The organism is Acinetobacter rongchengensis (genome assembly GCF_003611475.1).
GTDB lineage: Bacteria > Pseudomonadota > Gammaproteobacteria > Pseudomonadales > Moraxellaceae > Acinetobacter > Acinetobacter rongchengensis.
Map to the genome: position 1 here is coordinate 1 of NZ_RAXT01000028.1, position 16681 is coordinate 16681.

The window sequence follows — 16681 nt, forward strand, 5'->3', positions numbered from 1 at the left end:
GATCTCATTAAGCATGAATTGGTTAAGAATTAGCATGTCTCATAAAGTTAAATATCTGTCTCACAAAGTCAAGTTTAAACTTGGATTATCGATAAGATCTAAGTTATCCAAAAAACAAAGATAGGGATATTTAAAATGAATATGGAATATGATGTTGTGATTATTGGTGCAGGGCTGTCTGGAATTGGCATGGGATGTCAACTTTCACAACAGAATCCTAACCAATCTTTTACGATTCTAGAACGTAGACAATCTTTAGGTGGTACGTGGGATTTATTCCGTTATCCTGGGATTCGTTCAGATTCAGATGTGATTAGTTTTGGTTTTAAATTTAGTCCGTGGAATAGCGATAAAGTGCTGGCAGCAGGTGAGTCGATCAAGCAATATCTGCAAGAAACTGCGCAAAAATTTGGTGTAGACAAAAAAATTCGTTATGGCATTAAAATCATCTCTGCAAATTTTTCAACGGAAACAAATCGTTGGACTGTAGATGCAATTGATGAGTCTAATGGTCAAGCGTGTCAATTTACGTGTAATTTTCTAATCACTGCAACAGGTTATTATAATCATGATCAGGGTTATACACCGAAATTTGAAGGTGTGGAAAATTATAAGGGGCTCTTTATTCATCCACAGCACTGGCCTGAAAATTTAGATTATAAGAATAAAAAAGTTGTTGTGATTGGAAGTGGTGCAACGGCTGTTACTTTGATTCCTGCAATGGCGAATGATACAGCACATATCACCATGCTTCAGCGTTCTCCAAGCTATGTGATTAATGTACCCAATACAGATAAGTTGGTAGATGCTTGCAGACGTGTATTATCAGAAGAATTGGTTTATAAAATTTTCCGTAAACGTAATATCTTTATGCAGCGAGGCATTTATAAATTATCTCGTCGTTTCCCTAAACAAATGCGTTCATTCTTACTTTCAGGTGCGCAGAAAGAGTTAGGTACTCAATGTGATATGACACATTTTACACCGAGCTATATGCCTTGGGATGAGCGTTTATGTGCTATTCCAGATAATGATTTATTCAAAGTCATTCGTGAAGGGAAAGCATCTGTTGTGACGGATCAAATTGAGCGATTTACTGAAACAGGTATTTTGCTTAAATCCGGTCAAATCCTTGAAGCCGATATTATCGTAACGGCAACAGGGCTTGAATTACAAATGCTAGGTGGGATCGAAATAGCAGTAGATGGTGTACAAATCAAACCTAATGAGAAGATGAGCTATAAGGGTGTATTGATTGAAGATGTTCCAAATTTTGCTTACTTATTCGGTTATACCAATGCGCCTTGGACGCTAAAAATTGATCTTGCTTGTGACTATATTTGCCGTTTATTGAATGAAATGGTTATTCGTCAAATGACTTTTGTTAAAGCTGTTGCTCCAGCGAATGAGAGCACAGGTCATAGTATTGTTCACGGTATGCAGTCTGGTTATATACAGCGTGGAGATTGGGTATTACCTCGTCAAGGCAAGTCTGCTGAATGGTTTGTCAGCCATAATTTAGAAAAAGATACTGAAATATACAGCCAGTCTATAGAGAATCATCATTTGGTTTGGTCTGCGGCAACACAACAGCCAAAAGTGAAAGCAAAGATAAAAGTAGCATAAGTTTGATGGGGAGTAGGTCCATATACACATATGGACCTTGTTCAACAAAAATATAATAGGTCAGGATGATGTTAAGTACGCAATTGAATTTTATGAGCCAAGGCATCCTTTGCACAGGTACATTATTATTACCCGAGCATGTTAAGCAGGCTCCGGTTATTATCATGGCGCATGGTTTTGGTTTAATTAAGGATGTGGGATTACCAGAATTTGCTAAACGTTTTGTAAAGGCAGGTTATGCTGTTTTTAGTTTTGATTATCGCTGTTTCGGTGAAAGTGAAGGGCAACCACGGCATTGGGTAAGTCCTAAGCGACATTTGGAAGACTGGAAAGCGGCATTAGCATTTGTAAGAACCTTAGCCTCAGTGGATACACAACGTATTGTTTTGTGGGGATATTCATTTTCAGGTGGTCATGCAATTCAAACGGCTGCTCAGGATGCTGATGTGAGTGCTGTCATTCTACAAGCACCTCATGTCAGTGGCATATCGAGTTTAAAAGGTGTGCCATTCACGACACTGGCAAAATTAAGCGCTTCAGGCATGATGGATTTATTGGGTGGATTTGTGAATAAACCCGTTTATCGTCCAATTTTTGGTCGTGTAAATGATGTTGCTGCACTGGCTACGGCTGAGGCTTGGGATGGATATTTATCTTTAGCTCCAGCTTTAGAAAATTGGCAAAATAAAACACGTGCCAGAATTTTTCTAGAATTACCACTTTATAATCCAATCCGTTATGCACATAAATTGCGTATGCCGACTCTCGTTATTTCAGGAAAGAACGATAGCATTATTCCTGAAAGTGCAATCCGTGGTGCTGCACAAAAAATGCCAAATGCACAATATTTCATGTTAGAAAGCAATCATTTTGAATTATGTATTGGCTCAATATTTGAGAAAAATATTGCGCTTCAACTTCATTTTTTAGAGCAAATTTTTTCTCTAAACAAGATGAACAAGGCTGTAGCATAATCTGAATTGAGGCAAATTTGCCTCAATTTTTTTATCAATTTGAACAGTAAGATGCTCAATATGATGCTTAAGTTATGATTTTTAAACATCAATAAAATTGTTCGACAATTTTACTCTAAAGCTGTCCTTAACTGATATTTGTATGACCTAAATTGCACTTATTACATTTGAATAAAGACGTAATATAACAATTAAGAAAAACAAACATAAAGTTTTGTGTACTTAAATGTACGCTAAGGAGCGACAGCAATGAATGCTAAAGTGAATATTTCCAATCGTGCAGGCGCATCATTCCCTGTACGCAGAATGAATTTTGATTTTGATGATGTGCCTGAATACTGGGCTAAAGATTCTGCTGGAATTACCCATTTCATGACAGCATTGTCAGCTTTATTTCCCGATGGAGAGAAGCTATTTATCGATTCTGTACGTGCAGTACGTTATCACCCAGCGATTAAAGACAATGAAGTGTTACAAAAAGAAATTAGTGCTTTTATTGGTCAAGAAGCAATGCATACACAAGAGCATGTTGGGTTTAATGCTTCAGCACAAAAGTATGGGCATGATGTTGCTAAATATGAACGTGAAACAGGTCAGTTAATTCAAGGTGCACGTAAATGGTTTGCTCGTGCAGTTCGACCATTTGGTATGACTCAGGAAATGGTCGATTTGACGGCTACGACAGCACTTGAACACTTCACTGCAACGATTGCATCTCAATTATTGATGAATGAGCATATTCAGGAATTGATGACAGATCCAACCATGTCATATATGTGGTATTGGCATGCGATTGAAGAAAATGAGCATAAAGCAGTTGCTTATGATGTTTATGAGGCTGTGTTTGGTAAGGGAATCAAAGCCTATGGCTTACGTACTACAGCACTGGTTGTTGCGATGGTACTGATTTTTATGGCTCAATCGTCTTTTGTGATCCGTTTATTGAAAGAAGATGGGAAATTAAATCTAAAAGAATTGGGTATGATCTATAAATATGCTTATAGTCCATCAAAAGGGATTATCACGGGGATGACTCGAGAAATGTTGGCATATTTTAGACCTGGTTTTCATCCAAATGATTTAGACACGGTCGCTTTATTGGAAAAATGGAAAGCCAAACTGGGCATTTAATCGTTTTCATCGATAGATTTTCATGAGTCGATTTCTGAAGAGAGCAACAATGGTTGCTCTTTTTATTAGACATCTTTTGATAATTTCTTATAATTCATTTTTTATTTTAAGTTGATGAACGAAGATGATTCGTTTAATGCAAGCTTCCGATGTGCAGGTTGTCGTTGAAATTGAAAACTTGGTGCAAAGTCATCCGTGGACAAAAAAGCAATTTGAAGAATCAATCGATGGTTATTTAGCGACAGTGATTGAGCAAGATCATCAAGTTGTTGGCTTTTGTATTTTACAGCCTGTTTTAGATGAAGCGAATCTATTGCTGATGGCCATTCATCCAAGTCAACAAGGCAAAGGTTTGGGTTTTAAGCTTTTAGATGAATCGATTGCATTACTTAAAAATAATCCTGTGCAAATTTTTCTTGAAGTACGTGAATCCAATCAAGCTGCAATTGCTTTGTATGAAAAATCTGCATTTCATCAAATTGATTTGAGAAAAAATTATTATCCTAAAAAAGAGGGTGGTCGTGAACATGCCATTATCATGGTTAAAACCTGTGGTGATGATTTTTCTCAGTTATTTAAGTAATTGTATTTAAATTAGAATCAAAATTCAAAAGTAAGTTTAAAGCTAAAAAAGCCGATTATTTGATAATCGGCTCGTTCCATTCAGAAGGCAGTGTAGTCATCAGCATGTCTCCCAATTGTTGGATCTCTTGCGCTTCTAAATGGCGGTTAATACGTCGCCATTGACCATCCAATAATAATTCGAATGGGGCATATTGGGATTTGTAATTCATTTTATTGGAGTGTGGAACCCAATAGCCCAAATACACATAATCCAAGTTGAGTGATTGCACATATTCGATTTGTTTTAAAACGGCAAAAACGCCCAGTGAGCGTTTGTTTTCATCTGGATCGAAAAACGTATAAACAGCAGACACACCATCGTCTAACTGATCACAGGTTGAAACACTAATCAGTCGGTCATCTTTCCACAATTCTAAAAAGAAACTATCGGTACAACTGTGGATTAAAAATTTCTCAAATTGATCATAGCTAGGCGGGAACATATCTCCGTCTGCATGTCGTTCAAGAATATAGCGTTCATAAAGCTGATAATGGGTTTGAGTTGCGTGTTGGGTTGGAATAATTTTAACGGTTAAGTCTTGATTGCGCTTCCATGCTTTTTTTTGTGCGCTACTCATTTTAAATTCGGCAACAGGCACACGGCAGGAGAGGCACTGTCGGCAAAGATGACATTCTGGGCGATAAATAAAATCACCACTGCGCCTAAAGCCCACTCTAGACAGTTCGGAAAGCGTGACCACGTCTATTCGTTGAATTGGATCAAGAAAGACCATTCTTGCAGATTTATTTTCCAAATAACTACAATCATGGGGTGGTGTAATGTAGTACTGTAAGTCGTTCAACAGGGACTTGGGATGATACGAATTCATAAATCATGTCCCTCCTTTATTTTCATTCCATTAAATGCGAAAAATTCGCTATTGTTTTACTTGAAAATACACGCTCTTGATAACTTTTCCAATCTATAGGGGGCTGTTTTATTACATCTTGTAACGATTTAAGGTATTCCTGCCGAGAAAGTGTACAAGCGCCAAGGCTAATAAGGTGATCATTGACCAATTGACAATCAATCCAAGGTAAATGATTTTCTCGACCAATCAGCATGAGTGTATAAAAAGCCATTTTAGATACATCTGTTTGAGTGCTAAACATAGATTCGCCAAAACAACCATGCCCAATGGTGACACCGTACAGACCACCAACAATGGTGTTTTGGTTCCAAACTTCAACACTGTATGCATAACCTGCGTCAAATAAATCGCAATATCCTTGGATAATATCTTCAGAAATCCATGTTTCATCTGCATAGCTACGTGGCATCGCGCAAGAACGAATCACTGTTTCAAAGTTACGATTGACGGTAATCGCATAGTCAAACTTCTTCATATTGCGTAGCAATGATTTACTGGGTTGGTAGTCATTCGGACGGATAATACAGCGTGGTTCAGGACTCCACCAACAGATCGGTTCACCTTCTGAAAACCAGGGAAATAATCCATGGGTATATGCTTCATAAAGCGTGGGCGCCGTTAAATCTGCACCAATGCAAATAAGACCTTGTTCATCTGGATCAGCTTCAACTGGATCTGGAAATATAAATTGTGAAAGAGGAAGTTGATTCACGTTTCATCATCAAATAAAAAAGATCAGCTTTATATTAGCTGATCTTTATGGGTTATGTCGTATTAGATGTTATGCAAAAAGTTTCAGTTGCTTGGCAATCTTTAATTTGTCGCTTTGAATAAACTTTTGCGCTTTTTCTTGAAGCACTTCCAAACTCTTTTTGCGATCAGCAACTGCATTGCCTTCATGATCTAAGACTTTCCAATCCAATTGATCAAGCACATTTTGAATGTACTCCGCAAACTGTTTTGCGGTTTTCAATCCATCGACAAAATGGGCACGATAGTACAATTGGCTAAATTGATCTGCAGGAATACCAATGCCAGTAATTGCACATGCTAACACTTGATAGTTTTGATGATAGCTGGCTTGTTCTAAGATATAGTGATTCAGCTTTTGTGAATATTGTAACTGTTCCTCAGTCACTGGATTTTGCGAACAAGGTAAAGCTAAACCTAAATGGCATAGAATCACTAAGGCATTTAAAATCTGAGCATAATTTAAAGCAGGAATTGCTTTTTCTAATTCAGCAATGGTTTGAGGTTGGTAGTCTTGTTTTTTGAAATGTGTACCTAAAGGCTCGTAAATATCTTGGATTAAATTAAACTCACCTAAATATCCATTAATGGTTTTAGGCATGCTTTCTGGTGCGGTTAATAGCACAAAAGCTGTATTTCTAAGACGATGCTGTGTTTGTAACGCAGTTAAGTTATTCTTTCCACGAATAAATAAATCTTTTCTAAATTGCGTATTTGCAAAATAGTCACGGCATTGCTCTTTAAAAATTGGATGTTCAATTTGGTTGAGAAAAGTTTGGTGTTCTTGCGTGAAATTAATATTATCCAGTTTGGTGTTGAGGTCGGTCGAACCTGCATAAGTTAGTTTAACGTCTTCTAAAATTCGAACCACTTGTTGGAATGAAAAACATTGCCAATCTTGGTTTAAATACTCATGAATCAAATAATTCGGATTTTGGCTTTGTAAATCTTGTACTTTGTTTAATGCATTTGGATTGCGTTTTGCGAAATTTGGGTTCTGTTGTAACAGTGATTCACTGAATGCGAGAGAATCTTTGACTTTTTGAATCGGATTGGTACTGGTGCTGTTAAATTTAAAATGACTATGAAATAACTCACGAATAGGCATATTGGCTGCCCAACCCGTAACACAGTTATAGCTGATGTAGACAATACCATTCGGTTTTAAAAATTTACGAATGAATTTTAAAATAATGTGTTGATTTTCATGGCTAATCCAACTCCAAATCCCATGTAAACTGATCGAATTAAACATTGGTAAATCTTTATTTAATAACTCTTCAAAACTTGCATCATAGAAATGATGTGGGACTAGGCATTGTTCAGCCAATTGATTGGCATGTGCTGCATGTGCAGGATTAAAATCTGTACCATAAAATGTACCAATATTTGCAGCAGCGTGAATACTGAGGCTGACCCCTTGTCCAAAACCTAACTCACAATGCATATGCTCTAAATCGGTACTAGAACAATCTACACCATTTAAAAGTAAACAAAATTTTTGATAGTTTGGGCTTAAATCTTTGTAATAACCATAGGTGTAATTTACTTCAGTTTGATAACCATCTGTCCATGCTGTCGTCACAATATTATTCCCATATTAAAATTATAAAAAATGATTCAACTATATATAAATTAAAAATAAATAAACCGCCATATAGGCGGTTTATTTTTACAAAAAAATTGATGGGTATATTTATTCTAAACCATCTAAGTAACGGTCAGCATCTAAAGCAGCCATACAGCCTGAACCCGCGGAAGTAATTGCTTGACGATAAACATCATCTGCGACATCACCAGCCGCAAATACACCAGCAACAGACGTTGCAGTTGCATTACCCGCAGTGCCACTATGTACTTGAATATAGCCGTTACGTAATTCAAGTTGTCCTTCAAACATCGAAGTATTAGGTTTGTGACCAATCGCTACGAACATACCAGAAACATCAACATCTTGAGTTGAATCATCTTGAGTCGATTTAATACGTACGGAGGTCACACCAGATGTGCTATCACCTAAAACTTCATCGACCTGATGATTCCAGATAATTGAAATTTTTCCTTCTTTTACCTTTTCATGTAAGTGATCTTGAAGGATTTTTTCAGAACGTAACTTGTCACGGCGGTGTACCAATGTAACATGCGCTGCGATATTTGATAGATAAAGTGCTTCTTCAACAGCAGTGTTACCACCACCAACCACCATCACTTTTTGGTTTTTATAGAAGAAACCATCACAGGTCGCACAAGCACTCACACCTTGCCCCATATAAGCTTGCTCAGATTCTAAACCTAAGTATTGTGCAGTTGCACCTGTTGCAATAATCAAAGCATCACAGGTGTACTCTTCCATATCGCCTTTTAAAACGAATGGACGAACGTTCAAATCAACTTCATTGATATGATCATAAAGGATTTCAGTACCAAAACGTTCAGCATGTGCTTGCATGCGTTCCATTAAAGCAGGACCAGTTAAGCCGATAGGGTCGCCCGGCCAGTTATCCACTTCAGTTGTCGTTGTCAGTTGACCGCCCAATTGCATACCAGCAATTAGAGTGGGTTTGAGGTTTGCACGTGCAGCATAAACAGCCGCACTATAACCTGCAGGACCAGAACCTAAAATAATTAACCGAGAGTGACGAGCGCTCATGAGTCATCCTTTTTTTATAAAAAATATAGAAATTGTTAGAATTATACGTGAAACTCTAGCAAAGTTGTGTGGCATCAATGTGGATAATATTGATCATCTAAATCGAAATGAGCTATATAGAAGAGAAGTGTAATAAAATATCTTTAAGAATTCTGTTAGAAAATAAATCACGGAACGCTTAAAAACGCTTACAACACACGTAAATAATAGTGCATCTTTTTTTGTTGAACAGGTGCATAATATAAAGATTTCTGCTTTGAAGAACCTTTAAAAGCTTCAGAAAAGAGTAATTTGAATAATTGGTTACAGGATAGTATATGACTGCGGTGTCAAATGTTTATGCACAGCGCTTTTTAACAACAATATTCTTGATTTCATTTGGGATATATCTGTTCCTTGCAACAGTAACATATACACCATTTGATCCAGGTTGGATGCATCTGTCCAGTGATACTCAACAGGTTTCGAATGCCAGTGGTGTTGCAGGGGCTTGGATTGCAGACTTATTGTTTGGTTTTTTAGGTTGGGCAAGTTTACTTATCCCTGTATTTATATTTGTCGAAGCTGTACAAGTGTGGTGGCCAAGAAGTTTTTTAAGCCGTCCATTTCGTTATGCCGCACAATTTTTTATTTTACTCGCAAGTGCAAGCCTTTTGTATCTGATTTGGAATGTACCCGCAGATACTTTGGCAAATGCATCTGGTGGAATTATTGGCTATGAGTTAGGTGAAAGTCTAACCCAATTGATTACCATTTATGGTGCTGTTGCATTACTGATTATTTTATTGGGTGTTTTGTTTACTTTGGCCTTTGGGATTCAATGGAATAAAACATGGTCAACATTAAAAGCCACACCTGCATATTTACAGGAATTATTTTATAGAAATGTTCCTGAAAGTGAGTCTGCTTTTGATTTAACCACACCGCAAAGAAATAAAAGCCGTTCAGCAACTCAGAAACCTGAGCCGATCATAGCTCAAGCAGAGTTTGTGGAATCTGACGATCAAACGGCGACAAAAGAACATTTAGTGGTTAAAAATACTAAGCATTCTCAAACAGCTGAACGTTTATTTGATGATATGCTTGAGCAGGAACATGATACTCAACATCATTCAAAATTTGATCAAGATGACTTTGGTGATATTGATGATTTAGAACTAGAACGCACCTTGGAAAAAGCCCATCGCTTAGAACAAGAGAGTAAACGTACGGTTTCATCAGGCGAAGTTTGGAAAGCGCTACAACAGGATCAAGATCATAATCGAGACATTGATGCACTTCTAAAAGCTTCAGAGGACGATTCAGTCGATCATTCTGATATTCGCATAGATTCAAAACAACAGTACGCTTTTAATGAGCCTGAACATTTTGCACGTGATAGTGTTGAAGTAAAACAAAATCATCAAGCAAAGTCTTTAAACTGGGATGATGATCAAGTTTTTGATGAGTTATTGGCAGTTGTTCCAAATACTCAGACTGCAACAGATGTGCATAGTCCATTTAATCGTGAAACGCTTCAAACTCCAGCTCAAACTGAAGATCATCTAAATCAAACATCGGGCAATCATTCTGAGCATACTTTTGCCGAATTGAACCATCATCCATCAGCAACAACATTGGCCTCAGCTGCAACAGTAAATCTTGCAAATGAGTTAGATGATTTAGCAATGCTGGCAGATGATGATTTTATGGATGTTGATAATGATCAACTCCAGAATAATCATCAAAACAACCAAGCAGAGCATCAGGGTGCTGAGAGAACAACTGCAAATTATGCACAATCCACGGCATTTGCACGTGCTGCGATTCAAACCAATTTACAAACAACATCTCTAGTGAGTGAAGAAGAGAAATCTTTAATATCTTCAGATAAAGATGCCTTTAGGGATGCATGGCAGGAAACAGCTGGTAAACCCCAAGACGACATTGAAAATCAAACACAAATTGATGATGATTTTGATTTGGATGCACCACTTACAGATGCTTACGGACGTCCTATGTCACGTGCAATGCAAGTTGCACAAAAGCGCCGTGATTTGCCGACCTTACCTGGCTTAGAGCTATTAGATAAAGTTGATCCAAATAAAAAAGTCAATTTTACTGCTGAGCAACTTTCACGTTTATCAGAACTTTTGGAAATCAAACTTCAAGAATTTAACGTCAAAGCAAAAGTAATTGAAGCACAGCCTGGACCAGTCGTGACTCGATTTGAACTTGATTTAGCACCAGGTGTTAAAGCATCTAAAGTAACCAATATTTCACGCGATTTAGCCCGTTCAATGTCGATGGCATCTGTACGTGTAGTTGAAGTTATTCCGGGTAAACCTTATATCGGGATTGAAGTACCAAACAGCACACGTGAAATGGTACGATTGATTGAACTCCTTGAAACCCCAATGTTTAAAGACCCATCTGGAATGCTTTCAATGGCAATGGGTAAGGATATTTCAGGTAATCCAGTGATTACTGACTTGGGTAAAGCGCCACATATGCTCGTTGCGGGTACCACAGGTTCAGGTAAATCTGTTGCAGTGAACTCGATGATTTTATCGATGTTATTGAAATATACACCTGATCAATTACGTTTGATTTTGATCGATCCAAAGCAATTGGAATTGGCAAACTACAATGATATTCCTCATTTGTTAACACCTGTTGTGACGGACATGAAAGATGCTGTGAGTGCATTGAATTGGTGTGTCAATGAAATGGAACGCCGCTATAAACTGATGTCTTTCTTAAAGATTCGTAAATTGGCAGACTATAACCGTAAGGTTGAAGAAGCCATTGCCAATGGTGAAGATTTAATTGATCCAACGTGGAAACCGAGTGATTCGGTTATGCAAGAGCGCGCGCCAAGATTACAACCTTTGCCATCGATCGTAATTGTTGCCGATGAGTTTGCAGATATGATCATGCAAGTAGGTAAGAAAGCCGAAGAAATGATTACTCGTCTTGCACAGAAATCACGTGCTGCGGGTATCCATTTATTACTTGCAACACAACGACCATCTGTTGATGTGATCACAGGTTTGATCAAAGCGAATATTCCAACCCGTGTTGCTTTACGTGTAAACAGTAAGATTGACTCACGTACCATTCTTGATGGTGGTGGAGCAGAGGACTTATTGGGCCATGGTGATATGTTGTTCCTCGGGCCTGGTAAAATCGATCCTGAGCGTGTACATGGTGCATTTATCAGTGACGATGAAGTGAACCGTATCTGTGATGCATGGCGTGAGCGTGGTGATCCAGATTATATTGATGAAATTCTGACACCTTATGATGAAGAACCGAGTTCACGTGGTTTTGAAGAAGGTGATGGTGATCCAAATCGTGATGCTTTATATGATCAATGTGTTTCCTTTGTTTTAGAAACACGTAAGGTTTCGGTTTCATCGTTACAACGTAAGTTTAGTTTAGGCTATAACCGTGCGGCACGTATTGTTGATCAAATGCAAGAGCAGGGTATTGTCAGTGAACAAGGGGCCAATGGTAAGCGTGATATTTTGGTTTAGTACGCTATCTTTCATCAAATAATAAAAATGCCCCGTCAAAATGAAGGGGCATTTTTTTATTGTAGATCTGCTTTTAAAAGGTTAATCATGTCTTATCTCAATTTAAGTTAAACACAACTTTTCACATGAATGTAGTAATATGACTATCTAAATTCAACGAGATATTTAAGATGTTGATTGCTTTATGTACATTAATCTTTATCCATTTTTGCGCTTTAATCACACCTGGGCCTGATTTTTTCCTCGTTTCGCAAACGGCGATTAGTCGTTCAAGAAAGCAATCAATGTTTGTTGTGCTTGGAATTACTGCAGGGGTGATGTTCTGGGCACTTTTAGCCTTATTAGGATTGAATATTATTTTTGAGAAAATGGCTTGGTTAAAACATGTCATGTTGGTAATTGGTGGAATTTATTTGTGTTGGCTTGGTTTTCAAATGCTTAAGTCTGCATTTAGTCAAAAACCTGTGACAGAGCAACAAAAGTTTGAATTGCCTCAAAGTCATTTGCATTTTTTTCTTAAAGGCTTTTTAACCAATTTATCCAATCCCAAAGCTGTAATCTATTTTGGTAGTGTATTTTCAATATTTCTTGCCAATCCTCATTTAGATGGTGTTCACTCGCTACTTTTTGTCATTGTGTCTATAGAGACATTGATTTGGTTTAGTTTTGTGGCTTTTGTATTTTCATTACCCAGTTTTAAAGCAGCTTATCAGAATGCTGCAAAATGGATTGATGGGATTTCAGGCGGAATATTTACATTGTTTGGTGCATACTTGATTGGAAACCGTTAATACATTTGCTCTTGTCTAGATATGTGTTTAATTCCAAGAAAAAACCTGCTTGAAAGCAGGTTTTTATAGTTCATTTTTCAGCTTCTAATTTTCAGCTTTTAAATGTTAAGCGAATTTAGCCAAAACTTCTAAAAATCCATCTTTTTGACGTGGGTATTGCGCAATCACATCATGGATGCGTTGACCTTCTGGATTGGTAGCATTGATATCACGACCATCAGCAACGAACTGAGTCAATAAACGCTCATAATCAAATGGACGCATATGTTTGAATGCATGATAAAGCACGTGAAAATCTGCGTTGGTACCTTCAGGAGGAAGTTGGGTTAAATAGGCAAATACACGCTCGTCTGACCATTCTTCATTGAACGTTGCTGGCTGTGAAAGTGCCATAACAGCATCTCCTCAAATTTAATAATTTAAAACGTATTGAGCTTATTCATCATTATATAAACCCCTATTAAATTTTATTTAATAAGGAATAATGCAAAGCATTGATGAATATTTGATAACCCAATTAAAAAGGGCAAAATAACTTGCGTCATTTTGCCCTGATTCAATCTACTTGACTAATCAATAATAGAATTAACGTTCTTCAGGTAAATTGATATTCATTTCTAACATTTCAATATTCGCTTCTGAACGAACTTGCATTTGAATATGTTGTTCATCTACACCACGAACATAACGATTGACCACTTGCATGATTTCTTTCTTCATTTGATCAATCTTGTCTTGGCTCAGGCGTTTGCCTAAACCATTTTCAGAAGCAACAATAACTTTTAAGCGATCTTTAGCAGTTTGGGCGCTAGATGGTTTGTCATCGTTGCTGAAAAGTTTACTCCAAAATCCTGCCATTTTTTACGCTCCAAATAATCGTGCTAACCAACCTTTAGGTTTCACCGTAATGTGACGGTAAGGACGCTCTTCACCTAAGAAACGCGCAACTAAGTCATCATAAGCCTGACCTGCAGATGCTTCTTGATAAAGTATAACAGGTTTACCTTCATTCGATGCTTGAAGCACGCTTGGGCATTCAGGAATAACACCTAGTGTTGGAACACGTAAAATATCTTTAGAAATATCTTCAATCGTTAACATTTCTTGTTTATCAGCACGTTCAGGGTTGAAACGAGTGATACATAAGTGTTTACGAACACGTCCTTCGTTATTTTCAACTTTCTTAGTTTTGCTGTCGAGCATACCAATAATTCGGTCTGAATCTCGTACAGATGAAATCTCAGGATTGGTTACAATAATCGCTTCATCTGCATGGTACATGGCTAAAATAGCGCCACGTTCAATCCCCGCAGGTGAGTCACAAATAATATAATCAAACTCTTGTGAAAGTTCTTCCATAACACGAGCGACACCATCATCTGTTAATGCATCTTTGTCACGTGTTTGTGAAGCAGGTAAAATATATAAGTTTTCGATATCTTTATCGCGAATTAAAGCTTGTTGTAAACGTGCTTCATTATTTAAAACATTCACAAAATCATAAACAACACGACGTTCGCAACCCATGATCAAGTCTAAGTTACGTAAACCTACGTCAAAATCGATAACAACAGTTTTATGACCACGTAGGGCTAAACCTGTTGCAAAAGATGCGCTTGTCGTAGTTTTACCTACGCCGCCTTTGCCTGATGTAACGACAACAATTTTGGCCACCGAATCCACTCCTGTTATGGTCATCCCTTTAATTGGGATTTTTTATGGTGTTTAATTTACATTAAAATTGAAGAGCTTCAAAGACTAGCTCTTGTTGATCATTCAGGTGAATATGTACAGCTTTTTTGACCACATCTTGTGGAATATCATCAGCTACACAATATGTCCCTGCGATAGAAACCAATTCGGCTTCTAATGAATGACAAAAAATTCTTGCAGCGGTATTCCCGCCTGCGCCTGCAATGACTCTACCACGAACACTGCCATAGATATGTATATTTCCTGAAGCAATTACTTCAGAACCACTGTTAATCCCTGCATTGAGAATAATATCACCATGATCTTGAACTAGGCATTGTCCAGTTCTTAAAATTTCATCGTGATAAGACGTCACATGAGTAAAGGATTTTGGTGTTTCTGCATGAGCATTTGCAAGCGCAGTATTTTCAGCAACTTTAGTAGATGAACCTTGTTCTTTTACAGGTGTTTCAACCACCTGTTCCTTGGTTGGTTTGATGCGTTGTAAGGGACGATCAGCTGGCAAAACAGGGAATTGAATCGCACGTGCCTGATCACCCAATAAACCATCAATAACGGCCATAGGTTGTAAATCAAGACTGATGATCAATTGAATCAGCGCAATCAGCTCTTGTTCAACTGTTGTATCGATAATGACTAAAGCCCCTTGATAAGAAGTTTCACTCATCATCGAATTTAATTGCTGGCGGATGGCATCATGATCATTTGTATCAAAGGTTAATCGTGTAAAATTAACCATTCTGCCTGTAATCCGTATATCAGCCATAATTATTCCTTAAAAGGCTTGTGACCTAAAATTTTCTATCTAAAGTTAATTTGTAAAATAGTGCAAATGCTAGAACAAATTGAATGATTTCTCTAGCAAAGATACAAATAATTTCAATGAAGTGCTAGAGATTGTATTCATTTCATAAATCGTTTGCGTTTTATATTTCAGCTTGATCATTTTTATTCAATTCAAGTTGCCATTGTTTCATTGCAACTTGTTTCTTCAGTGATTCTAAACTCTCATAGACTACAGATTCAACCAATTCTTCAAGAGACTGATTTTCAATATTTAATTGGCTCAATTTTGTTGAAATAAGTTGGTAAGTTGCATTTGGATGCTGCACATTGCCTTCAATAAAAGGTTGAATCAGACCTTGAGTGATATTTTCACCTAATTGTTGTCCAATATTTTGAATTTGATTTTCAATCATTCCCCCTGCAATTGGAATCATACGTAGTAGCTGGGTTAATTGCGGTGTGTCTTCAATAGCTTGGCGAACAATTTGTCCCACATTATTGGTGATCAAATGACGTTGTGCATTCAATTCGGTGGCCAAGGATTCTTGTAAAACTTCTGCAATGGCTTTGGCAAATATTTCACGATGATGATCAACCAAGTCATGAATAATTTTTTTATGACTCGAGCTGGTGTCCAACTCTTGTTTTACGCCATCAATCACAGTAATCACAACTCGATCAGATAACTCTTCCATGACCACACGATAATAGAACAAAACACGTTTCATAATACTGTCGGGAACGACTTTATAGCCCATTTCATGAAATCTATAGGCAATAATTCCAGCACGAATAAGACGTAAAAAACGTAAGTAAGGGCTAATCGCTAGAACTTCATACCAATGAATAAAAGGAAAGAAAAACCAACGTGTATGATGTTTATAAATAATGGCAATAAACCAACGAATGAGTAATTCTGCAATTAAAAAAGTAATAAACCAACTTTCAGTTTTAATCACCCATGGGTGCAGCGCATCTTTATAATATTGTAGGATTTGAGGTAAATGAATGGTTTCAAACAACCAATTGCCAAAGTTGCTCATCAATAAAGCATTGGCACACAAACAAAATAAGTTGAATACAATAATGAACATCATAAAGATGTCATAAGCTAAAAACAGTTTCCAACCGATTGTATCGTGACGGATATGCTGACGAATTCCTGTTTTTTTATTTTTTGTATTTTGGCTAGATTCTTGTTTGATTTCTTGCTCTGTCATTGCAATTCCTTTTTAAAGCGGACTTC

General features: G+C 37.3%; 15 protein-coding genes. 6 read left to right on the forward strand and 9 right to left on the reverse strand.

The features are described from left to right. Positions 1–135 precede the first annotated feature (135 nt). The 4 genes from D7V20_RS12210 to rimI all read left to right on the forward strand — a co-directional run bounded on the left by D7V20_RS12210 (position 136) and on the right by rimI (position 4314). Complete coding sequence (locus D7V20_RS12210; protein ID WP_120384533.1) at positions 136–1626, forward strand: flavin-containing monooxygenase; 1491 nt, start codon at positions 136–138, stop codon at positions 1624–1626. A gap of 68 nt (positions 1627–1694) precedes the next feature. After that, positions 1695–2600, forward strand: coding sequence for an alpha/beta hydrolase (locus tag D7V20_RS12215; RefSeq protein WP_120384534.1), 906 nt, complete (start codon positions 1695–1697; stop codon positions 2598–2600). Between the two features lie 249 nt (positions 2601–2849). Then, a complete protein-coding gene (locus D7V20_RS12220) occupies positions 2850–3731 on the forward strand; it encodes a metal-dependent hydrolase (RefSeq protein WP_120384535.1) in 882 nt (293 codons plus the stop codon). 124 nt (positions 3732–3855) lie between these two features. Then, the gene (rimI, locus tag D7V20_RS12225) at positions 3856–4314 is read left to right on the forward strand and encodes a ribosomal protein S18-alanine N-acetyltransferase (RefSeq protein WP_120384536.1); all 459 of its coding nucleotides are present in this window, start codon (positions 3856–3858) and stop codon (positions 4312–4314) included. Between the two features lie 55 nt (positions 4315–4369). Here the strand turns inward: rimI and D7V20_RS12230 are convergent, their stop codons facing one another. The 4 genes from D7V20_RS12230 to trxB form a co-directional block, all read right to left on the reverse strand. After that, a complete protein-coding gene (locus D7V20_RS12230) occupies positions 4370–5185 on the reverse strand; it encodes an arginyltransferase (protein ID WP_120384537.1) in 816 nt (271 codons plus the stop codon). 22 nt (positions 5186–5207) lie between these two features. Then, positions 5208–5939, reverse strand: a complete 732-nt coding sequence (gene aat, locus D7V20_RS12235; protein WP_120384538.1) for a leucyl/phenylalanyl-tRNA--protein transferase — start codon at positions 5937–5939, stop codon at positions 5208–5210. Positions 5940–6008: 69 nt separating this feature from the next. Further along, positions 6009–7562 (reverse strand): class I SAM-dependent methyltransferase, encoded by a 1554-nt coding sequence (locus D7V20_RS12240; RefSeq protein WP_120384539.1) that lies wholly within the window; start codon positions 7560–7562, stop codon positions 6009–6011. 111 nt (positions 7563–7673) lie between these two features. Beyond that, a complete protein-coding gene (gene trxB / locus D7V20_RS12245) occupies positions 7674–8627 on the reverse strand; it encodes a thioredoxin-disulfide reductase (protein ID WP_120384540.1) in 954 nt (317 codons plus the stop codon). 317 nt (positions 8628–8944) lie between these two features. Between trxB and D7V20_RS12250 the strand changes: the two genes are divergently transcribed. Continuing rightward, complete coding sequence (locus D7V20_RS12250; protein ID WP_120384541.1) at positions 8945–12145, forward strand: DNA translocase FtsK; 3201 nt, start codon at positions 8945–8947, stop codon at positions 12143–12145. A 170-nt stretch (positions 12146–12315) separates the two neighbouring features. Next, positions 12316–12936, forward strand: a complete 621-nt coding sequence (rhtC, locus tag D7V20_RS12255) for a threonine export protein RhtC (RefSeq protein ID WP_120384542.1) — start codon at positions 12316–12318, stop codon at positions 12934–12936. 105 nt (positions 12937–13041) lie between these two features. On the opposite strand, the gene D7V20_RS12260 is transcribed toward rhtC, so the two are convergent. The 5 genes from D7V20_RS12260 to D7V20_RS12280 all read right to left on the reverse strand — a co-directional run bounded on the left by D7V20_RS12260 (position 13042) and on the right by D7V20_RS12280 (position 16655). Next, positions 13042–13329, reverse strand: a complete 288-nt coding sequence (locus D7V20_RS12260) for a PA4642 family protein (protein WP_010115377.1) — start codon at positions 13327–13329, stop codon at positions 13042–13044. 192 nt (positions 13330–13521) lie between these two features. Continuing rightward, entirely contained in the window at positions 13522–13794 is a 273-nt protein-coding gene (minE, locus tag D7V20_RS12265; RefSeq protein ID WP_004722763.1) for a cell division topological specificity factor MinE, read from the reverse strand. A gap of 3 nt (positions 13795–13797) precedes the next feature. Then, the gene (minD, locus tag D7V20_RS12270) at positions 13798–14610 is read right to left on the reverse strand and encodes a septum site-determining protein MinD (protein ID WP_010115379.1); all 813 of its coding nucleotides are present in this window, start codon (positions 14608–14610) and stop codon (positions 13798–13800) included. Positions 14611–14671: 61 nt separating this feature from the next. Next, positions 14672–15415 carry a septum site-determining protein MinC gene (gene minC / locus D7V20_RS12275; protein WP_120384543.1) on the reverse strand — a complete coding sequence of 248 codons (744 nt, stop codon included), beginning with the start codon at positions 15413–15415 and terminating at the stop codon, positions 14672–14674. A 160-nt stretch (positions 15416–15575) separates the two neighbouring features. Further along, complete coding sequence (locus tag D7V20_RS12280) at positions 15576–16655, reverse strand: preprotein translocase subunit SecA (RefSeq protein ID WP_235831639.1); 1080 nt, start codon at positions 16653–16655, stop codon at positions 15576–15578. Between the last annotated feature and the right edge of the window lie 26 nt (positions 16656–16681).

What these genes read in the sequence shown, in the direction of transcription:
- D7V20_RS12210 (WP_120384533.1), top strand. Translation starts at nt 136, where the DNA reads ATGAATATGGAATATGATGTTGTGATTATTGGTGCAGGGCTGTCTGGA.
- D7V20_RS12215 (WP_120384534.1), top strand. Translation starts at nt 1,695, where the DNA reads ATGTTAAGTACGCAATTGAATTTTATGAGCCAAGGCATCCTTTGCACA.
- D7V20_RS12220 (WP_120384535.1), top strand. Translation starts at nt 2,850, where the DNA reads ATGAATGCTAAAGTGAATATTTCCAATCGTGCAGGCGCATCATTCCCT.
- rimI (WP_120384536.1), top strand. Translation starts at nt 3,856, where the DNA reads ATGATTCGTTTAATGCAAGCTTCCGATGTGCAGGTTGTCGTTGAAATT.
- D7V20_RS12230 (WP_120384537.1), bottom strand. Translation starts at nt 5,185, where the DNA reads ATGAATTCGTATCATCCCAAGTCCCTGTTGAACGACTTACAGTACTAC.
- trxB (WP_120384540.1), bottom strand. Translation starts at nt 8,627, where the DNA reads ATGAGCGCTCGTCACTCTCGGTTAATTATTTTAGGTTCTGGTCCTGCA.
- D7V20_RS12250 (WP_120384541.1), top strand. Translation starts at nt 8,945, where the DNA reads ATGACTGCGGTGTCAAATGTTTATGCACAGCGCTTTTTAACAACAATA.
- rhtC (WP_120384542.1), top strand. Translation starts at nt 12,316, where the DNA reads ATGTTGATTGCTTTATGTACATTAATCTTTATCCATTTTTGCGCTTTA.
- D7V20_RS12260 (WP_010115377.1), bottom strand. Translation starts at nt 13,329, where the DNA reads ATGGCACTTTCACAGCCAGCAACGTTCAATGAAGAATGGTCAGACGAG.
- minE (WP_004722763.1), bottom strand. Translation starts at nt 13,794, where the DNA reads ATGGCAGGATTTTGGAGTAAACTTTTCAGCAACGATGACAAACCATCT.
- minC (WP_120384543.1), bottom strand. Translation starts at nt 15,415, where the DNA reads ATGGCTGATATACGGATTACAGGCAGAATGGTTAATTTTACACGATTA.
- D7V20_RS12280 (WP_235831639.1), bottom strand. Translation starts at nt 16,655, where the DNA reads ATGACAGAGCAAGAAATCAAACAAGAATCTAGCCAAAATACAAAAAAT.